The following is a 21,491-nucleotide window of genomic DNA, read 5'->3' as shown; positions in this document are numbered from 1 at the left end:
CTACGGTCGGTGGGAAGTCGGGTGGCGGAAAACGATCTCGGCGTGGTGGGTTTCCGGCTTCTCGCTGCTGTTCCGGTACGAGCGGATCCCGACCATTCCCCGGTAGCGACCGCTGATGCCGTAGGCCGGAATCACCTGTTCCCGGCCGGCCATGGTCGCCGTGATGTCGACGATTCCCATCGTGCGGGCGGTGCCGTCGGCGAACCGTAGGAATTCCCGGTAGAACCCGAAGATGCGCTGGTCGGACGGCCGGACGTGGACGATGGTCACCGCGCCGGTCAGCTCGACCAGCCGCGCACCGTCCGCTGTGCTGATCTCGTTCCGGAAGACCACCCCGTCGCCGACGTCGATGCCGGGCCCGCGCAGCGACATCTCCCGCTTCACGGCGACGTCGGTGAGGTCGGCGAAGACGATGTCCGACGGCGGGACCGGGGCCGGTGTCGGATCCGCGGCCGGCGCTTCGGAGCTGACGAGGATCAGGGGGGTCAGCGCGGTGACTGGGATGGCGACGGGTGCGCCCATCTGATGGCGTCTCCTTTCACGTTGCACGGCTGTCGCAACCTCGACCCATGAAGTGTCGGACGCCGCACTGAAGCTCGTCTAAAGCCCGACTTGGCGCCGGACCCGACGGTTCCCCGGCGCCGGGACGCGACGACTCCCCCTCTCCGGCGGGGAGAGGGGGAGTCGTGGCGCGACCGTGGCCGCCCGGGAACCGTCAGTCCTGCTTCGCCTCCTGGTGACCACCGCGGCGCGGCAGGAAGAGCAGGGTGAGCACCGCGGTGACGGCCAGGATCGCCGCGCTGACCAGCAGCGACTGCGCCATGCCGTGGGTGTAGGCGGTGTTCGCCAGACTGGTCAGCTGCCGGCCGGCGTCCCCGGGCAGGCCGGCGGCGACCGAGTGCGCCCCGGCGACGCTGGCCGAGGCGGTGTCCCGGGCGGCGCCGGAGAGGCCCTGCAGCCCGTCGGCGATCCGGTTGCGGAAGCCGCTGTTCAGCACGCTGCCGATGATCGCCGAGCTGAACGAGACCGAGATGTTCTGCATCGTCCGGGACATGCCGTTCCCGGTGCCGGCCTGGCTGAGGGGCAGCGAGGAGAGCACGGTGTCCACCGAGAGCGGGATGCTCAGGCCCAGGCCGAGGCCGAACACCGCCAGACCGAGCGCGACGCTGCCGTACCCGCTGGTGGCGTGCAGCGAGGAGAGCAGGACCAGCCCGCCCGCGGTGACCACGATGCCGAGCAGGATGATGGCCTTCGCGCCGATCTTCTTGGCCGGCTTCTCCCCCGCGGCCGCGCCGGTCAGCATCGCGCCGATCAGCGGGAGCAGCCGCACCCCGGTGCTCTGCGGGGAGGCGCCCTGGACCAGTTGCAGGTAGGGGGTGAGCACGAAGAGCCCGCCCATCATCGCGAAGCTGACCATGCCGAAGGTGATCGAGCCCCAGGTGAAGTGGCGGTTCAGGAAGAGCCGCAGGTCGACCAGGGGCGACGCGGCCCGCCGCTGCCACAGCACGAAGGCGACCATGAAGAGCAGGCCGCCGACCAGTCCGACCAGCACCTTGGCGCTGGACCAGCCGTCGATCGGCTGCTCGATGATGCCGTAGGTCATGCCGGAGACCCCGATCACGACCATCAGCGCGCCGAGCCAGTCCAGCTTGGGCGTGGTGGGGTCCTTGCTCTCGGGCACCCAGAGGAAGACGCCGATCAGGCTGAGCACGATCACCGGACCGTTGATCAGGAAGACCCAGCCCCAGGCGAAGTGGGTCAGCATCCAGCCGCCGAGCAGCGGCCCCAGCGGCATGCCGAGCATGGTGCCGATCGTGGTGACGGTGATCGCCCGGTTGCGCTCCTCCTCCGGGAAGATCACCGGCACCAGGGCCAGCGCCAGCGTCATGATCATCGCCGCACCGGCGCCCATCAGCGCGCGGGTGGCGATCAGTTCGTTGGCGGTCTTCACCTGACTGGCGATCACCGAGGCGACCCCGAAGACCCCCAAACCGGTGATCAGGAGCTTGCGGCGACCGAGCCGGTCGCCGAGCTTGCCGGCCGGCAGCAGCAGGCCGGACCAGGCGAGCGTGTAGGCGGCCGAGATCCACTGCAGCTGGCTGGTGGTGGCCCCCAGCTTGGCCGAGAGCGTCGGCAACGCGGTGGCCAGCACGTAGGTGTCCAGGCCGATCACCAGAATGCTCAGGGTGAGCGCCACCAGGGCCCACCACCGCTTGCCGAGCGGTGCGTCGACGGGCGGGTTCTTCAAGGTCGTCGAGTCAATGGCAGCCATCTGCCGGTCTCCTGTTCAGTACGCGCGCTGCAGCTGGTCGCGATGGCCGTCGGCCATCTCGGTGAACATGTCGACCACGCGCTTGTTCAGCGTGGCCAGGGCCTCGGTGGACATCGGGGTGTCGCGCTCCAGCGCGCGTTCCAGGACGTACGCGAGCAGGTCGGCCCGCTCCTCCAGGGCCAGCCCGTCGTCCTCGCCGAGTTCGTCGGCGGCGGAGAAGCCGCGGGTGACACTGGACAGGATGTGGACCGCGGCCGCCGCGGTCAGACCGGGTCGCAAGGCGCCCTCCTCGCTGAGCATTTGCAGGTAGTCGGGGTTCTCCGCCAGCTCCTGCTGGGCCGAGCGGACGCTGTCGTCCTGCGCCAGGTTGCCCAGCAGGACCGGATCGGAGAGCAGCAGCCCGCGCACCAGCGGGCGCCGGACGCCCTGCAGGAAGACCTCGCGCATCAGCCGGTGCGGCAGCGCCAGTTCGGGATCGGCCCGCAGGTCGGCCACCAGCTGGTCGAAGAGCTTCAGCGCCTCGCGCTGGAGCACCGACCAGAACAGTGCCTCCCTGGTCTTCCAGTGCAGGTAGACCGTGCCCTTGCCGACCCCGGCCCGGCTGGCGACGTCGTCGATGGTCACCCGCCGGTACCCGTGCTGGACCAGCAGGCCGGCGGTGATGTCGAGGATCCGCTCAGCACGCACCTGACGCGCGTCAGAGCCACTCGGAAGCCGCTGAGATCTCTTCACGACCCTAGGTTATGACCAGATTTCAAAGTTAGTCAACAGCTATCCAATGGCGGGGTCGCCGGCCCTCCCGCACGGCTCCGGTGCCCGTCCCGGAAGCCCGCCCCAGAGCTTTAGAACCCGCCAAGACCCCCGTTAGCCCGCCCGCCGACCCTGATCCGGACAGGCGCGCCCTGACGCGAAGATCACCGTGATCGCCACCGCGACCCGTGGGGACTGATAAATGGCTCCGTCTTCCGAGCAACTCGCCGAGGCCCTCCGGGCGTCTCTCCTGGAGAACGAACGGCTCCGGCAGGACAACCGGCAACTCACCGAGGCGAAGGCCGAGCCGATCGCGATCGTGGGCATGGCCTGCCGTTACCCGGGGTCGGTGGGCTCGCCCGAGGACCTCTGGACGCTCGTCCACGACGAGGTCGACGCCGTCTCCGAGTTCCCCACGGACCGTGGCTGGGACGCCGAGAGCCTGTACGACCCGGATCCGGAGCGCACCGGGAAGACCTACGCCCGAAGCGGCGGCTTCCTCCACGACGCGGCCCGGTTCGACGCCGAGTTCTTCGGCCTCAGCCCGCGCGAGTCACTGGCGATGGACCCCCAGCAGCGGCTGCTGTTGGAGATCGCCTGGGAGAGCTTCGAACGCGCCCGGATCCTCCCCTCCGAGCTGCGCGGCAGCCGCACCGGCGTCTTCACCGGGCTGATGTACGGCGACTACGGCGCCCAGCTCTTCCAGCACACCCCCGACGGCTTCGAGGGCTACGTCGGCACCGGCAGCGCCTTCAGCATCGCCTCGGGCCGACTCGCCTACACCTTCGGCCTGGAGGGCCCGGCCGTCACCGTCGACACCGCCTGTTCCTCCTCGTTGGTGACGCTCCATCTGGCCTGCCAGTCCCTGCGCGAGGGCGAGTGCACGCTGGCGCTGGCGGGCGGGGCGACCGTGATGGCCACCCCCAGCACCTTCGTCGAGTTCAGCCGCCAGCGCGGGCTCGCCCCCGACGGCCGGTGCAAGTCCTTCGCGGCCGGTGCCGACGGGGTCGGCTGGGGCGAGGGTGCCGGGATGCTGCTGCTCGAGCGGCTCTGCGACGCCGAGCGCAACGGCCACCGGGTGCTCGCGGTGATCCGGGGCAGCGCCGTCAACCAGGACGGCCGGAGCAGCCAGCTCACCGCTCCCAACGGCCCCTCCCAGCAGCGGGTGATCCGGGCCGCCCTGGCGGCCGCGCGGCTGAGCCCGCACGAGGTCGACGCGGTCGAGGCGCACGGCACCGGCACCACGCTCGGCGACCCGATCGAGGCCGAGGCGCTGCTCTCGGTCTACGGCCAGGGCCGGGCGACCGGCAGCCCGCTCTGGCTCGGCTCGCTCAAGTCCAACATCGGCCACACCCAGGCCGCCGCCGGGGTCGGCGCGGTGATCAAGATGGTGCAGGCGATCCGGCACGGCCGGCTGCCCCGCACCCTCCACGTGGACGAGCCGACCCCGCACGTCGGCTGGGAGCGCGGCGGCGTGGAGCTGCTGACCGAGGCGCGGGCCTGGCCGGAGACCGGTCGCCCGCGCCGCGCCGGCGTCTCCTCGTTCGGCATCAGCGGCACCAACGCGCACGTCATCCTGGAGGCCGCACCGCCGGCCGGCGACGAGAGGCGGCCGGACGACGGACCCGCGCGGCACCCGTCCGCGCTGCCCTGGGTGCTCTCCGCCCGGACCGAACCGGCCCTGCGCGCCCAGGCCCGGGCGCTCGCCGCCCACCTCGACCGCGCCCCGACGCCGCCCGCCGCCGACGTCGGCCTCGCGCTGGCCACCACCCGCGAGCACCACCCGCACCGCGCGACGATCGTCGGCGCGGACGGCGCGGCGCTGCGGGCCGGACTCGACGCGCTGGCCGACGGCCGGCCCGCGGCCGGGCTGGTCCGGGGCACCGCCGAGGGACCCGGCCGGACGGTCCTCGTCTTCCCCGGCCAGGGCTCGCAGTGGGCCGGGATGGCCCTCGACCTGCTGGACTCCTCGCCGGTCTTCCGGGGCGCGATCGAGGCCTGCGAACAGGCGCTGGCCACGCACACCGACTGGTCGCTGACCGCCGTGCTGCGCGGCGCCCCGGACGCCCCCGGGCTGGACCGGGTGGACGTCGTGCAGCCGGTGCTCTTCGCCGTCATGGTCTCGCTGGCCCGGCTCTGGGAGTCGTTGGGGGTGCGCGCCCACGCCGTGATCGGACACTCGCAGGGCGAGATCGCCGCCGCGCACGTCGCCGGGGCGCTGACGCTGGAGGACGCGGCCCGGATCGTGGCCCTGCGCAGCCGGGCGCTGACCGCGCTGGCCGGACAGGGCGGCATGGCGTCCGTCGCACTGCCCGCCGAGGAGGTCCGGCGGCTGATCGGCGACCGGACCGACCGACTGGCCGTCGCCGCGCTCAACGGCCCCGCGCACACCGTGGTCTCCGGCGATCCCGGGGCGCTGGAGCGGCTGGTCGCCGAGTGCGTGGCCGAGGGCGCCCGGGCCCGGATCATCCCGGTCGACTACTCCTCCCACTCGCCCCAGGTGGAGGCGATCAGGGAGCGCCTGCTGGCCGAGCTGGCCGGGATCGAGCCCCGGCGCGGCACGCTCGCCTTCTGCTCCACGGTGGCGGGCGAGCCGCTGGACACCACGGAGCTGGACGCCGGCTACTGGTACCGCAACCTGCGTGAGCCGGTCCGGTTCGAACCCGCCGTCCGGTACCTCGCCGGGACCGGGCACACCACGTTCCTGGAGGTCAGCCCGCACGCCGTGCTCACTCCCGGGATCCAGCAGACGCTGGAGGACGCACTGGGCGAGCAGGCGGGCCGGGCACTGGTGGCCGGGTCGCTGCGGCGCGAGGAGGACGGCTGGGCGCAGCTGCTGGCCTCGCTCGGCGCGCTGCACGCGCACGGCCACCCGGTCGACTGGGCGGCGTTCTTCCGCGCCCTGCCGGCCGCCCGGCCGAGCGAGCTGCCCACCTACGCCTTCCAGCACAGCCACCTCTGGCTGCTGCCGGCCGCCGGCGACGGCCCCCGCGCGGACGGGCTGGCGGCCACCGGCCACCCACTGCTCGGCGGCGCGGTGCAGCTGGCCAACGGCGCCGGCACGGTGTGGACCGGCCGGCTCTCCCGGCAGGCCCACCCCTGGCTCGCCGAACACCGGGTGCTGGGGCAGCTGGTCCTGCCGGGCGCGGCGATCGCCGACCTCGCGCTGCGGATCGCCGGGCGACTCGGCTGCGACCAGGTCGCGGAGCTCGTCCTGCACAGTCCGGTGGTGGTGCCCGAGCAGGGCGGGCTCTGGCTGCAGGCGGTGGTGGACCTCCCGGACGACACCGGGGCGCGCCCGCTGACGCTGTACTCGCGTCCCACCACGGACGACGAGGCGGACGGCTGGATCCGGCACGCCACCGGCCGGCTCGCCACCACGGCCGACTTCGCCGCCAACTCCACTTTCACCATGGGAAGTTGGCCGCCGGCCGGTGCCACCCCGGTTGACGTCTACAGCCTCTACGACGACCTGGCCGGCACCGGCCTGGAGTACGGGCCGGTCTTCCAGGGGGTGCGGGCCGCCTGGCGCGACCAGGACACGGTCTTCGCCGAGATCACCCTCCCGGACGAGACCGACCTCACCGGCTACGGGATCCACCCCGCACTGCTCGACGCCTGCCTGCACCCGATCGGCCTGCTCACCCCGCTCGGTGAACCCCATCTGCCCTTCTCCTGGCAGGAGTTGACGCTCCACGCCAGCGCCGGCCGACGACTCCGGACCACCGTCACGCTGACCGGCCCGCAGTCCGCCCGGCTGGCCGTCACCGACGAGTCCGGCGCGCCCGTACTGACCATCGGCGAACTGACGCTACGTCAGATCCCCCGGGAGCAGCTCGCCGGCGCGGCCCGGCCGAGCGCCGGCGACGCCCTGTTCACCCTCGACTGGCCCACCCGACCGACGCCCACCGACCTCCCGGACCGCTCCTGGGCCGTCCTCGGCGGCCCCGCCGAGCTGGTCGGCGACCTCGTCGCCGCGGGCGTCCCGGCGACCCCGCTCGCCACTCTGGCGGAGCTGCGCGAGCCGGCCGTGGTCCTGGTCCCCGTCCCGCCGGCGGCCCCGGCCGAGGTGGGCTCGACCCTCGGCCAACTGCTCGATCTGGTCAGGGAGTTCCTGGCCCGGGAAGCCGGCGACGACACCCGGTTCGCCGTGCTCACCCGGGGAGCGGTCGCCACCGGCCCCGACGAGGACCCGGCCGACCTGGCCGGCGCGGCGGTCTGGGGCCTGATCCGCTCCGCGCAGACCGAGAACCCCGGCCGGTTCCTGCTGCTCGACCACGACGGCCAGGCGGACTCGTACCGCGCGCTGCCGGCCGCGCTCGCCACCGGCGAGACCCAACTCGCCCTCCGGGCAGGCGAACTGCGGGTGCCACGGCTGGCCCGCCCGGCCACCGTGCTGACCCCGCGCGGCGGCACCGACGCCTGGTACCTCGGCACCACCGGCACCGGCTCGCTGGAGAACCTGGCCCTGCTCGAGGACGACACGGCGGGCCGGGAGCTGGCCGGCGGCGAGGTCCGGGTCGAGGTGCGGTCCGCCGGCCTGAACTTCCGCGACATCATGCTCTCGCTGGGCCTGGTGACCACCGACTCCCGCCGGCTCGGCGGCGAGATCGCCGGAGTGGTCGTCGAGGTCGGCCCGGACGTCACCGCACTGGCCCCGGGCGACCGGGTGATGGGCCTGACCTCCGGCACCGGGCCGACCGTGGTCACCGAGCATCGGCTGCTCACCCGGATGCCGCACGGCTGGTCGTTCGCCGAGGCCGCGACCGTCCCGGTCGCCTTCGCCACCGCCTACTACGGCCTGCACGACCTGGCCCGGATCACCGCCGGCGAGTCCCTGCTGGTGCACGCCGCGGCCGGCGGGGTGGGCATGGCGGCGATCCAGCTCGCCCGGCACTGGGGCGTCGAGGTCTACGGCACCGCCAGCACCGGCAAGTGGGAGGTGCTGCGCGCCCAGGGGCTGGACCGGGCCCACCTCGCCTCCTCCCGCGACCTGGACTTCGAGGAGCACTTCCGGGCGAGCAGCGCGGGCCGCGGGATCGACGTGGTACTGAACTCGCTGGCCCGGGAGTTCGTGGACGCCTCGCTGCGGCTGCTGGCCCCCGGCGGCCGGTTCGTCGAGATGGGCAAGACCGACATCCGCGATCCGGAGCGGGTCGCCGCCGACCACCCGGGCGTCCGTTACCAGGCCTTCGACGTGCTGGACACCGCGGGCCCCGACCGGGTCCAGCAGATCCTCGCCGAGCTGACCGAGCTGTGCGAGCGCGGCGTGCTGCGCCCGCTGCCGGTCACCGCGTGGGACGTGCACCGCGCCCCCGAGGCGTTCCGCCACCTCAGCCAGGCCCGCCACGTCGGCAAGGTGGTGCTCGACCTGCGGCCCACGCTGAACCCCGCGGGCACCGCCCTGATCACCGGCGGCACCGGCCTGCTGGGCGGGCTGGTGGCGCGTCACCTGGTCACCGCGCACGGGCTGAGGCACCTGCTGCTGCTCAGCCGCAGCGGTCCGGCCGGGGCCGGCGAGCTGGCGGACGAGCTGCGCGCGCTCGGCGCCGAGGTCACCATCGCCGCCTGCGACGCGGGCGACCGGGAGGCGCTGGCGGCGGTGCTGGCCGCCGTGCCGGCCGAGCACCCGCTGACCGTGGTGGTGCACGCCGCGGGGGTGCTCGACGACGGCATCGTCCAGTCGCTCACCGCCGAGCGGCTGGAGACCGTGCTGCGGCCGAAGACCGACGCCGCCTGGAACCTGCACGAGCTGACCAGGTCCGCGGAGCTCCAGTCCTTCGTGCTGTTCTCCTCGATCGCGGGCACCGTCGGCAGCGCCGGGCAGGCCGGCTACGCCGCCGCCAACAGCTTCCTGGACGCGCTCGCCCAGCACCGCCGCGCGCTCGGCCTGCCGGCCGTCTCGGTGCCGTGGGGCTACTGGGACCAGGCCAGCGGCATGACCGGCCATCTCGACGCGGCGGACATCGCCCGGATGACCCGCAGCGGGCTGGTCCCGCTCAGCTCCGCGCGCGGCCTCACCCTGTTCGACACCGCGCTCGGCGCCGACCTGCCGGTCGTGGTGGCCGCCCAGCTCGACACCGCGGCCATGCGGGGCATCGCGGGCGGCGCCCTGCCGCCGGTGCTGGCCGACCTGGTCCCGGCCCCGCTGCGGCGCCGCACCCCGGCCTCCCCGGGCGGGGCCCCGGCCGGCGGCGCCGACCTGGCCCAGCGGCTCGCGCACCTGTCCGCCACCGAGCGCGAACGCCTGCTGCTGGACCTGGTGCTGAGCCAGGTCGCGGCCGTGCTCGGGCACGCCTCACCGGACGGGATCGCCGCCCAGCGGGCATTGAAGGAGCTCGGCTTCGACTCGCTCTCCTCGCTCGAACTGCGCAACCGGCTGAACACCGCGACCGGCCTGCGGCTGCCGCCCACCCTGGTCTTCGACCACCCCACCCCGGCCGCGCTCGCCCACCAGCTGCTGGCCCAGCTCACCCCCGACCCCGCCGCGGCCGTCCGGTCCGCCCTGGAGGAGATCGAACGGCTGAACAAGGACATCTCCGAGGCCGCGGCGGACCCCGCGCTCCGCGAGGACATCGCCAAGCGGATGCGCGCGCTGCTCTGGCGGTGGGACGACGACCGGCTCCCGGCCGACCCGACCGACGACCTCGACTCGGCCTCCGACAACGAGCTGTTCGAAGCGCTCGACCTCGAACTCGGCACAGCCTGACCGGCGACGGAGCACTCCGTCCAGCAGAAAGGTCCACTCCGCACCGTGTTGAACGAAGCCGCGAACGAAACAGCGAACGGAACAGCGAACGAGGCCGCGAACGAGGCGGCGAACCAGGACAGGCTGCGCGACTACCTCAAGCGCGCGACCACGAACCTGCGGCAGACCCGCCAGCGCCTGCACGAGCTGGAGGCGAAGGAGCGGGAGCCGATCGCGATCGTCGGCATGGCCTGCCGGTTCCCGGGCGGGGTGCGCTCACCGGAGGACCTCTGGCGCCTGGTCAGGTCCGGCACCGACGCGGTCGGCGAGTTTCCCGACGACCGGGGCTGGCCCGCCGACCTGTACGACCCCGACCCGGAGGCCGGCGGAAGGAGCTACGTCCGCAGGGGCGCGTTCCTGCACGACGCCGTCGACTTCGACGCCGCCTTCTACGGCATCAGCGGGCGCGAGGCGGCCGCGACCGACCCGCAGCAGCGCGTCCTGCTGGAGATCGCCTGGGAGGCGCTGGAGCGCGCGGCGATCCCGCCCGACTCGCTGCACGGCAGCGCCACCGGGGTCTTCACCGGCGTCATCGGGCAGGAGTACGGCGCCCGGGCCGACGCCCCCGAGCTGGAGGGGTTCTTCCTCACCGGCAACACCACGAGCGTCGCCTCCGGCCGGATCGCCTACACCCTCGGCCTGGAAGGCCCCGCGGTGACGCTGGACACCGCCTGCTCCTCCTCGCTGGTGGCGATCCACCTGGCCGCCCAGTCGCTGCGCCGCGGCGAGTGCACCCTGGCGCTGGCCGGCGGTGCCACCGTGATGGCCACCCCGCGGGTGTTCGTGGAGTTCAGCCGGCAGCGCGGGCTCTCCCCCGACGGCCGGTGCAAGTCGTTCGCCGCCGGCGCCGACGGGACCGGCTGGGGCGAGGGCGCCGGGCTGCTGGTGCTGGAGCGGCTCTCCGACGCGCTGCGCGAGGGCCGCCGGGTGCTGGCCGTGATCCCCGGCTCCGCCGTCAACCAGGACGGCGCGAGCAACGGCCTCACCGCGCCCAACGGCCTGGCTCAGCAGCGGGTGATCCGGCAGGCGCTGGAGGCCGCCCGACTGGCGCCCGACGAGGTCGACACGGTCGAGGCGCACGGCACCGGCACCTCGCTCGGCGACCCGATCGAGGCCCAGGCGCTGATCACCGCCTACGGGCAGAACCGTCCCTCGGACCGGCCGCTCTGGCTCGGCTCGATCAAGTCCAACATCGGGCACACCCAGGCCGCCGCGGGCATCGCCGGCGTGATCAAGATGGTGATGGCGCTCCGGCACGGCCTGCTGCCGGCGACCCTGCACGTCGACGAGCCGTCACCGCACGTGGACTGGGCGGCCGGCGCGGTCTCGCTGCTGCGCGACGCCGTCCCGTGGCCGGCCGGCGAGCGGGTCCGCAGCGCCGGGGTCTCGTCCTTCGGGATCAGCGGGACCAACGCACACCTGGTCGTCCAGGAGCCGCCGAGCGCGCCGGAACCCGACGAGAGCGCCCCGGCGACCTGGGCGCCCTGGCTGTTGTCCGGCAGGAGCGAGGCGGCGTTGCGGGAGCGCGCGGCGCAGCTGCGCACCTTCCTGGCGGACGATCCGGAGCTGGACCCGGCGGAGGTCGGCCGCGCCCTGGCGCTGACCCGTAGTCACCACCAGCACCGGGCCGCGATCACCGCGCCGGACCGGCCCGGGCTGCTGGCGGCGCTGGACGCGCTGGCCCACGGCGAGTCCGCGCCGGAGCTGGTCCGCGCCCCGGCCGGTGGCCGACCGCGCGGCCTGGCCTTCCTCTTCGCCGGTCAGGGCACCCAACGACCTGGCATGGGACGGGAGTTGTACCAGCGGTACGCGGTCTTCGCGGCGGCCTTCGACGAGATCTGCGAGCTGACCGAGCTGCCGCTCAAGGAGATCGTCTTCGCGGCGGAGGGCAGCGCGGAGGCCGCCCGGCTCGACCGGACGGCCTACACCCAGCCGGCGCTGTTCGCCGTCGAGGTCGCCCTGTACCGGCTGGTGGAGTCCTGGGGGCTGGTCCCCGACCAGCTGATCGGGCACTCGATCGGGGAGCTCGCCGCCGCCCACGTGGCCGGCCTGCTCTCGCTCGCGGACGCCTGCACGCTGGTCCGGGCCCGCGGCCGGCTGATGGAGGCGGCCCGGTCCGGCGGCGCGATGATCGCCGTGCAGGCGACCGAGCAGGAGGTCGCCCCGCTGGTCGCCGAGCACCCGCGGGCGGCGGCGATCGCCGCCCTGAACGGCCCGCTGGCGACCGTGATCTCGGGTGACGACCCGGTGGTGACCGCGATCGCCGAGCACTTCGCCGACCTCGGGCGCAAGACCCGCCGGCTGCAGGTGAGCCACGCCTTCCACTCCCCGCACATGGACGGCGTGCTCGACGAGTTCCAGCGGATCGCCGACGGTCTCGACTACCGGCAGCCGCGGATCCCGGTCATCTCCAACGTGACCGGCCGGACCGCCGGTGACGAGCTCCGCTCGGGCGCCTACTGGCGCGACCACATCCGACAGGCGGTCCGGTTCCAGGACGGGATCCGGCAGCTGCACGACCTCGGCATCGGTGGCTACCTGGAGATCGGGCCGGACCGCACGCTCAGCGCGCTGGCCGAGCAGTGCCTGGCCGAGGAGGCGGACGAGGGTCTGGCCTTCCTCGCCCCGCTGCGCCCGCGACAGCCGGAGGCCCGCGGCCTGCTGACCGTGGCGGCCGAGGCGTACGCGCTGGGCCACGACCTCGACTGGGCGACGGTGTTCGGCGGGGGCGCGGCACCCGCGATCGACCTGCCCACCTACCCGTTCCAGCGCCGCCGGTTCTGGCTCGACAACGCCGCCGCGGCCGACGCCGGGGCACTCGGGCTCACCCCGGTCGGGCATCCGCTGCTCGGCGCCGCCACGGGGCTCCCGGACGGCAGCAGGGTGTTCACCGGGCGGATCGGAACGGCGCAGCAGGCCTGGCTGGCCGACCACGTGGTGGTCGGCACCACCCTGCTGCCGGGGACCGGCTTCCTGGAACTGGCCCTGCGGGCCGCCGCGCAGTGCGGCCACCGGCAGGTCGAGGAGCTGACCCTGCACAGCCCGCTGGTGCTGAGCGGCACGGAGGCGGTGCAGCTGCGGGTCCACGTGACACCGGACGGAGGTGTGACCGTCCACTCCCGCCCCGAGCCCGCCGCCCCCGACGGCGCCTGGACCCAGCACGCCACCGGCTCCCTCGGCCCGGACGCGCCGGCCGCGCCGGTGCTGGGCGCCTGGCCGCCCGCGAGCGCCGTGCCGGTCCCGGTCGACGGCCTCTACCAGGACCTCGCCGAGCTCGGCCTGCGTTACGGGCCGGCCTTCCAGGGGCTGCGCGCGGTCTGGCGGGACGGCGAGTCCGTGCTCGCCGAGGTCGCGCTCCCCGAGGGCACCGCGGCGGCGCCGTACGGCCTGCACCCCGCACTGCTGGACGCCGCCCTGCACGCGCTGCTGTTCAGCGGCCCGGACGGTCGGGTCGAACTCGACCAGGTCCGGCTGCCGTTCTCGTGGAGCGGCGTCACGCTGCACGCCACCGGCGCCGCCGAGCTGCGGGTCCGGCTGACGGCCCGGGCGGACGGCGGACCCGGCACGTTCGCCCTGGCGCTCTTCGACGCCGAGGGCGAGCCGGTGGGCGGCGTCGAGTCGCTGATCCTGCGCCAGCTCGACGCCGGGGCGCTCGCCGCGGCTCCGACCCGGCAGGACCCGTTGTACCGGCTCGGCTGGTCCGTGACCCGCCCCCCGGCCGACGTGCGGTCGCCGGCCCCCGGCCCGGTCCTCACCGGCCCGGACGCGCTGGCGGCACTGACCGGGGCGGTCCGGGGCGGCGCGGCGGCGCCGGAACTGGTGGTGCTCGACCGCACCGGTGTGCCGGCGCAGGCCGACCCGGCGGTCCGGGCACACCAGGACACCCGTGAACTCCTCACCGTGCTCCAGGAGTTCCTCGCCGAGCCGGCCCTGGCGACGGCCCGGCTGGTGGTGGTCACCCGGGGCGCCGTCGCGCTGGCCCCGGAGGACCGGGAGATCGACCCGGCCGCGGCCGCCCTCTGGGGGCTGGTCCGGGTGGCCCAGTCGGAGAACCCCGGCCGTTTCGTGCTGATCGACCACGACGGCCAGCCGGCCACCGAGCCACTGCTGCCCGCCGCCGTGGCCACCGGTGAGCCCCAACTCGCCATCCGTGGCGGCGTGTTGCACATTCCTCGACTGGTCGCCGAGCCGGCCGCGCCGGTCGGGCTGCCGGCGGACGGCACGGCCTGGCAGCTGGAGGTCTCCGAGGCCGGCACGCTGGACAACCTGGTGGCGGTCGCCGCCCCGGAGTCGGAGGCACCACTCGGCCCCGGCGAGGTCCGGGTCGCGGTCCGGGCCGCCGGGATGAACTTCCGGGACGTGCTGGTCGCCCTCGGCATGTACCCGGGCCGGGCCTCGATCGGCGGCGAGGCCGCCGGCGTCGTGCTCGGGACCGGCCCAGGAGTGACCGAACTCGCCGTCGGCGACCGGGTGATGGGCCTGTTCGACGGTGCGATCGGCGCCCTGGCGCGGACCGACCAGCGGATGCTCGCCCGGATCCCGGACGGCTGGTCCTTCGTCCAGGCGGCCACCACCCCGGTGGTCTTCCTCACCGCCTACTACGGCCTGGCCGATCTCGCCCGGATCCAGCCCGGCGAGCGGCTGTTGGTGCACTCGGCCGCCGGCGGCGTGGGCATGGCCGCCGTCCAGCTCGCCCGGCACTGGGGCGTCGAGGTCTTCGGCACGGCCAGCCCGGGCAAGTGGGACGCGCTCCGCGCGCAGGGCCTGGACGAGGACCACCTGGCCTCCTCCCGCACCCTCGACTTCGAGGCGCACTTCCACGCGGCCACCGGCGGCGAGGGCGTCGACGTGGTGCTCGACTCGCTGGCCCGCGAGTTCGTGGACGCCTCGCTGCGGCTGCTGCCGCGCGGCGGCCGGTTCCTGGAGATGGGCAAGACCGACATCCGGGATCCGCGGCGGGTCGCGGCGGAGCACCCCGGGGTCGGCTACCAGGCCTTCGACATGGTGGAGGCCGGGCCCGACCGGATCCAACAGATGTTCGCCGAGCTGCGGGCGCTCTTCGACCGCGGGGTGCTGACCCCGCTGCCGGTCACCAGCTTCGACGTGCGGCACGCGCCGGAGGCCTTCCGCTTCCTGCAACAGGCCCGCCAGGTCGGCAAGGTGGCACTGACCATCCCGCGGCCGATCGAGCCGGACGGCACCGTACTGGTCACCGGCGGCACCGGGACGCTCGGCGCGCTCGCCGCCCGGCACCTGGTGACGACGCACGGCGCGCGGCACCTGCTGCTGGTCGGCCGGCGCGGCGCATCGGCCCCGGGTGCGACCGAACTGGCCGACGAACTGCGGGAGTTGGGTGCCGAGGTGACCGTCGCCGGCTGCGACACCGCCGATCCCGTCGCACTGGCCGCGCTGCTGGCCGCGATCCCGCGCGAGCACCCGCTCACCGCGGTGGTGCACTGCGCCGGCACCCTGGACGACGCCACCCTGCCCGCACTGACCGCGGAGCGCCTGACCGCCGTGCTGCGGCCCAAGGCGGACGCCGCCTGGAACCTGCACCGGCAGACCCGCGACCTCGACCTGGCGGCCTTCGTGCTGTACTCCTCGGTGGCCGGCACGATGGGCAACCCGGGCCAGGCCAACTACGCCGCGGGCAACTGCTTCCTGGACGCACTGGCCGCGCGCCGCCGGGCCGCCGGCCTGCCCGCGACCTCGCTCGCCTGGGGCCTGTGGGACCCGAGCGGCGGCATGGCCGGCACGCTCGGCACCCAGGACCGCATCCGGATCGAGCGCTCGGGCATGCTGCCGCTCGACCCCGCCGGCGGGATGGCCCTGTTCGACCGCGCGCTGACCGCCGGCCACCCGGCCGTCGTCCCGGCCCGACTCGACCTCCCGGCGCTCCGCCGGCTCGCCGCCGACCCGGTGGCGCTGCCCGCACTGCTCGGCGCGCTGGTCGGCCCGGTGGCCGCACGGCCGGCCGCCGCGACCCCAGGGGGATCCCAACTCGCCCGGCGAATAGCCGAGTTGAGTGACGCCGATGCCACGCCGATGCTGTTGGAGCTGCTCCACCGGCAGATCGCCACCGTGCTCGGCAACGACCCGAGCGACCCCGTCGACCCGACCCAGCCGTTCAAGGACCTCGGCTTCGACTCGCTCACCGCCGTCGAGCTGCGCAACGTGCTCAACAAGGCCAGCGGCCTGCGGCTGCCCGCCACCCTGCTGTTCGACTACCCGACCCCGGCCGAGCTGGCCGCCGAGCTGCTCACCCGGCTGCGCGGGACCGAGCCGGCCCGGCCCGCCGCCGCACCGGCGGTCGCGGCGGCCGTGGACGAGCCGATCGCCATCGTCGGGATGGGCTGCCGGTTCCCCGGCGGCGCGGACTCGCCCGACGGGCTGTGGCGGCTGGCCGTGGACGGGATCGACGCGATCGGCGAGTACCCCGGGGGCCGCGGCTGGAGCCTGGACGAGCTGTACGACCCCGAGCCCGGCCTGGCCGGCCGCACCTACGTGCGCCAGGGCGGCTTCCTGGCCGACGCCGGCGGCTTCGACGCGGAGTTCTTCGGGATCAGCCCGCGCGAGGCCGAGGCGATGGACCCGCAGCAGCGGCTGCTGCTGGAGGTCTCCTGGGAGACCCTGGAGCACGCCGGGATCACGCCCGGCACCCTGCGCGGCACCCAGGTCGGCGTCTTCGCCGGCGTGGCCGGCCAGGAGTACGGCGCCGGGTCCGCCACCACCCAGGAGGCGGTGGCCGGTTACGTGCTGACCGGCTCGACCACCAGCGTGGCCTCCGGCCGGATCGCCTACACCATGGGCCTGGAGGGCCCGGCCGTCACGGTCGACACCGCCTGCTCGTCCTCCCTGGTCGCGGCGCACCTGGCGGTCCAGGCGCTGCGCGGCGGCGAGTGCACCATGGCACTGGCCGGCGGGACCACCATCATGGCCACCCCGGGGATCTTCCTGGAGTTCAGCCGGCAGCGCGGCATGGCGCCGGACGGGAGGTGCAAGCCCTTCGCCGCCGCGGCGGACGGCACCGGCTGGGGCGAGGGCGTCGGCATGATCCTGCTGGAACGGCTCTCCGACGCCGAGCGCAACGGCCACCGGGTGCTGGCGCTGATCCGCGGCTCGGCGGTCAACCAGGACGGCGCCAGCAACGGGCTCACCGCCCCCAACGGCCCCTCCCAGCAACGCGTGATCCGGGCCGCGCTGCGCAGCGCCGGGCTCGCACCGGCCGACGTCGACGCGGTCGAGGCGCACGGCACCGGCACCGTGCTCGGCGACCCGATCGAGGCGCAGGCCCTGCTCGCCACCTACGGCCAGGACCGCCCCGAGGACCGGCCGTTGCTGCTCGGCTCGATCAAGTCCAACATCGGGCACACCCAGGCCGCCGCCGGCATCGCCGGGATCATCAAGATGGTGCAGGCGCTGCGGCACGGCCGGCTCCCGCTGACCCTGCACGTCGACGAGCCGTCACCACACGTCAACTGGTCCACCGGCGCGGTCCGGCTGCTCACCGAGACCACGCCCTGGCCGGAGACCGGCCGGCCCCGGCGGGCGGGCGTCTCCTCGTTCGGGATCAGCGGCACCAACGCGCACCTGATCCTGGAGGCCGCCCCCGGGACCGCGCCGGTACCCGCCGCCGGGCCCGACGCCGAGCCGCCGGCCGTGCTGCCGCTGGTGCTCTCCGCCCGGTCCCCCGAGGCGCTCCGGGCGCAGGGCCGCCGGCTCGCCGAACACCTCGCGGCCGCGCCGGAGGTCCGTCCGGTCGACCTGGCCTTCTCCCTGGTCACCGGCCGCGACCTGCACCCGCACCGGGCCGTGGTGGTGGGCGGCGACCCGGACGAGCTGCGCTCCGGCCTGGCCGCGCTGGCGGAGGGCGTCGCCTGGCCCGACACCGTCGAGGGGCTGGCCGGCGCCCCGGGCAAGGTGGCGTTCGTCTTCCCCGGCCAGGGCTCGCAGTGGGACGGCATGGCCCGCGAGCTGCTGGACGGCTCCGAGGTCTTCCGGGCGAGCATCGGGGAGTGCGCGGACGCGCTCGCCCGGTACACCGACTGGTCGCTGCTCGACGTGCTGCTGGACCGCCCCGGGGCGCCGCCGGCGGACCGGGTCGACGTCGTGCAGCCGGTGCTCTTCGCGGTGATGGTCTCGCTGGCCCGGCTCTGGCAGGCGGCCGGGGTGCGCCCGGACGCGGTGATCGGCCACTCCCAGGGCGAGATCGCCGCCGCCGTGGTGGCCGGCGCGCTCTCGCTGGACGACGCCGCCCGGGTCGTCGCGCTGCGCAGCCGGGCGCTGACCGAGCTGGCCGGCAGTGGCGCGATGGCCAGCATCCCGCTCCCGGCCGAGCAGGTCGGGGCCCGGCTGGCCGGGTTCGACCTCACGGTGGCGGTCCACAACGGTCCGGCCGCCACGGTGGTGGCCGGCGCCGCCACGGAGGTCGAGCGCTTCGTCCAGGAGTGCCAGGCGGAGGGCCTGCGGGCCCGCACCATCCCGGTCGACTACGCCTCGCACTCCCCCCAGGTCGAGGCGATCCGCGAGCGCCTCCTCGCCGAACTCGACGGGCTGACCCCGCGCACCGGCGACCTGCCGCTCTACTCCACGCTCACCGGCGAACCGCTCGACACCACCGTGATGACCGCGGAGTACTGGTACGAGAACCTCCGCCGGCCGGTCCAGTTCGAACGGGCCGTCCGGGCGCTCGCCGCGGCCGGCCACCGCGGGTTCGTCGAGGCGAGCCCGCACCCGGTGCTCACCGTCCCCACCGCGGAGATCCTGGACGGCGCCGGCACCGTGGTCGGCACCCTGCGCCGCGACGACGGCGGGCAGCGGCGCTTCCTCGGCTCGCTCGCGCAGGCCCACGTGGCCGGCCTCCGGGTCGACTGGGAGCGGCTGCTCACCCCGGCGGCTCCCCGTCAGGTCCCGCTCCCCAGCTACCCGTTCCAGCACCGCCCGTACTGGCTGCGCGCCGCCGGCCGCGCCGACGCCGCCGGCGCCGGGCTGTCCGCCACCGGGCACCCCCTGCTCAGCGCCGGAACCTCACTGCCCGGCGGCGGGTCGCTCTTCACCGGTCGGGTCTCCGTCGAGGACCACCCCTGGCTCGCCGACCACGCCGTGCACGGCACGGTGCTGCTGCCCGGGACCGCCTTCGTCGACCTGGCCCTCGCCGCGGCCGGGCGGACGGGCTGCGACGAGGTCGGCGAGCTGACCCTGGAGGCACCGCTGGTGCTGCCCGAGCACGGCGCCGTGCTGCTGCAGGCCCTGGTCGGCGCGGCCGACGAGCACGGCGGCCGCTCGTTCGCGCTGCACTCCAGGAGCGCGGCGGAGGACGACTCGGACGGCTGGGTCCGGCACGCCACCGGCACCCTGGTCCGGGCCTCCGAGCGGTCCGCCGCCCCGGAGTCGGAGTGGCCACCGCCCGGCGCCACCAGGCTGGCCGTGGACGGCTTCTACCCCGCGCTGGCCGAGGCCGGGCTCGACTACGGCCCCGCCTTCCAGGGCGTCCGGGAGATCTGGCGCGACGACGCCGGCGTCTGGGCCGAGGTCCTCCTGGACGAGAACGTCGGCCCGAACGGCTTCTCGCTCCACCCCGCGCTGCTCGACGCGGCGCTGCACCCGGCCACCTCCCTGCTGACCGGCCAGGACGGCCTGCGGATCCCGTTCTCCTGGACCGGGGTGCGAGCCCGGGCCGGCGAACACCGGCGGTTGCGGGTGCGGCTGACGGCGACCGGGGCCGACAGCGTGGCGCTCCGGCTGACCGACGAGCACGGCGGGCCGATCGCCGAGGTCGCCGACCTCGCCCTGCGCCCGCTCTCCCGGGAGCTGCTCGCCTCGCTGCGGGCCGGCACCCGGCAGCCGCTGCTCCGGCTCGGCTGGACTGCGGCCCCCACGCAGGCGGCACCGACCGGGCCCGGACAACCGGCGGCCGGCCACTGGGCCGTGGTCGGGGACCGCGAACTGACCGAGGCGCTGCGGGCCGCCGGGGCCGAGGCCACCGACCACGCCACCCTCGCGGAGCCCGCCGGAGACCCGGCCCGGCGGGCCAGGGCGCTGCTGGCAGGGGCGCTGACGGTGGTCCAGGAGTTCCTCGCCGAGCCGGAGTCCACCGAGCGGCGCCTGGTCCTGGTCACCCGCGGCGCGGTCGCGCCCGACGGCGAGCAGTCGGTCGACCCGGCCGCCGCCAGCCTCTGGGGCCTGCTCCGGACGGCCCAGTCGGAGCACCCGGAGCGGCTGGTGCTGCTCGACCTGGACGGCGAGCCGGCCTCCTACCGCGCCGCGGCCTCCGCCCTGGCCACCGGGGAGCCCCAACTGGCCGTGCGCTCGGGGACCGCCCTGGTCCCCCGACTGGACCGGGTCGCCGACACCGACCCCGACCCCGACCGGATCGCGTTCCGGCCCGAGGGAACCGTGCTGATCACCGGCGGCACCGGCGTGCTCGGCGCCGCGCTGGCCCGGCATCTGGTGGTCGACCACGGCGTGCGCCGGCTGCTGCTCACCAGCCGACGCGGATCGACCGCCGGGGGAGCCGACGAACTCGCGTCCGAGCTGCGGGAGTCGGGCGCCGAGGTGACCATCGCGGCGTGTGACGTGGCGGACCGTGCCGCGCTGGCCACGCTGCTCGAGGAGCACCCGGTGTCGGCGGTCTTCCACGCCGCCGGCGTGCTCCGCGACGCGACCGTCGACTCGCTGACCCCCGAGCACCTGGACACCGTGCTGCCGGCGAAGGCGGACGCGGCCTGGCACCTGCACGAGCTGACGAAGGACCGGCAGCTCAGCGCCTTCGTGCTCTACTCCTCCGCGGCCGGCGTGCTCGGCGCGCCGGGCCAGGCCAACTACGCCGCCGCCAACACCTTCCTGGACGCGCTCGCCCAGCACCGCCGCGCCCTCGGGCTGCCCGCCACGGCGCTCGCCTGGGGCCTGTGGGCGGAGGCGTCCGGGCTGACCACCGGCGTCGAGACGGCCCGGCTGGAACGCGGCGGCCTGAGCGCGATGCCCACCCAAGCGGCCCTGGAGCTGTTGGACACGGCCCTGGCCGGCGCGGCTCCGGCGCTGGTCGCCGCCCACCTCAACTGGCCGGCCCTGCGCCAGCGGGCGGCCGGCGGGACCCTCCCGGCGGTGCTGCGCGGCCTGGTCCGGGCGCCCGCCCGACGCGGCGGCCCCGGCGGCCCGGAGGCGCTGCGCGCGCAGTTGGCCGGTCTGGACCCGACCGGGCGCCGCAAGCTCGTCCTGGAGTCGGTGCGGGCCACCATGGCGGCCGTGCTCGGCCACTCGACGGCCGAGGCCATCGCGCCGGAACGGTCCTTCCAGGAGCTGGGCTTCGACTCGCTGACGGCGGTCGAGCTGCGCAACCGGCTCGCCGCGGCCACCGGTCTGCGGCTGCCCGCCTCGCTGGTCTTCGACCACCCCAGCGCCGCCGCCGTCGCCGACCACCTGCTGACCGGCCTGGTGGCGGGCGAGGCCGACCCGTCCGAGCTGGCCCTCGGCGAGCTGGAGAAGCTGGAGGCGACCCTGCTGGCGCTGTCCCCGGACGACCGGGCCCGGCCCCACCTGACCGCCCGCCTCCAGCGCTTGCTGACCCGCTGGAGCGAGGCCGGGGACGACGGCGCCACCGCCGTCGGCGACCGAATCGACGAGGCGACCGTCGACGAGGTCTTCGACTTCATCGACAGGGAACTCGGAAGGTCCGCGAAATGAAGGGGGATCGAGCAGCGATGGCGAACGAGGAGAAACTCG

Annotated in this window: 4 protein-coding genes and 1 pseudogene; 2 read left to right on the top strand and 3 right to left on the bottom strand. The window is 75.2% G+C overall.

Translation table 11 applies throughout. The features are described from left to right. The 3 genes from ACIGXM_RS26930 to ACIGXM_RS26920 form a co-directional block, all read right to left on the bottom strand. Entirely contained in the window at positions 1-522 is a 522-nt protein-coding gene (locus ACIGXM_RS26930; RefSeq protein WP_396565185.1) for a hypothetical protein, read from the bottom strand. A gap of 193 nt (positions 523-715) precedes the next feature. Further along, positions 716-2,272, bottom strand: coding sequence for an MFS transporter (locus ACIGXM_RS26925; protein ID WP_396565183.1), 1,557 nt, complete (start codon positions 2,270-2,272; stop codon positions 716-718). Positions 2,273-2,287: 15 nt separating this feature from the next. Beyond that, positions 2,288-2,959, bottom strand: coding sequence for a TetR/AcrR family transcriptional regulator (locus tag ACIGXM_RS26920; protein ID WP_396565181.1), 672 nt, complete (start codon positions 2,957-2,959; stop codon positions 2,288-2,290). Between the two features lie 271 nt (positions 2,960-3,230). Here ACIGXM_RS26920 and ACIGXM_RS26915 point away from each other — a divergent pair. Both ACIGXM_RS26915 and ACIGXM_RS26910 read left to right on the top strand, forming a co-directional pair. Next, positions 3,231-9,731 (top strand): annotated as a pseudogene (locus tag ACIGXM_RS26915) (SDR family NAD(P)-dependent oxidoreductase); the annotation flags it as partial. A gap of 45 nt (positions 9,732-9,776) precedes the next feature. Next, entirely contained in the window at positions 9,777-21,452 is an 11,676-nt protein-coding gene (locus tag ACIGXM_RS26910; protein WP_396565179.1) for an SDR family NAD(P)-dependent oxidoreductase, read from the top strand. The last annotated feature ends 39 nt before the right edge of the window (positions 21,453-21,491 follow it).

This window comes from Kitasatospora sp. NPDC052896, assembly GCF_044547075.1.
Taxonomy (GTDB): Bacteria; Actinomycetota; Actinomycetes; order Streptomycetales; family Streptomycetaceae; genus Kitasatospora.
Note: the sequence above shows the minus strand (reverse complement) of the source record. Positions and strands in the feature narration are given on the sequence as shown.

Excerpts from the sequence above, each read along its gene's own strand:
- ACIGXM_RS26925 (WP_396565183.1), bottom strand. The coding sequence starts at position 2,272 with ATGGCTGCCATTGACTCGACGACCTTGAAGAACCCGCCCGTCGACGCA.
- ACIGXM_RS26930 (WP_396565185.1), bottom strand. The coding sequence starts at position 522 with ATGGGCGCACCCGTCGCCATCCCAGTCACCGCGCTGACCCCCCTGATC.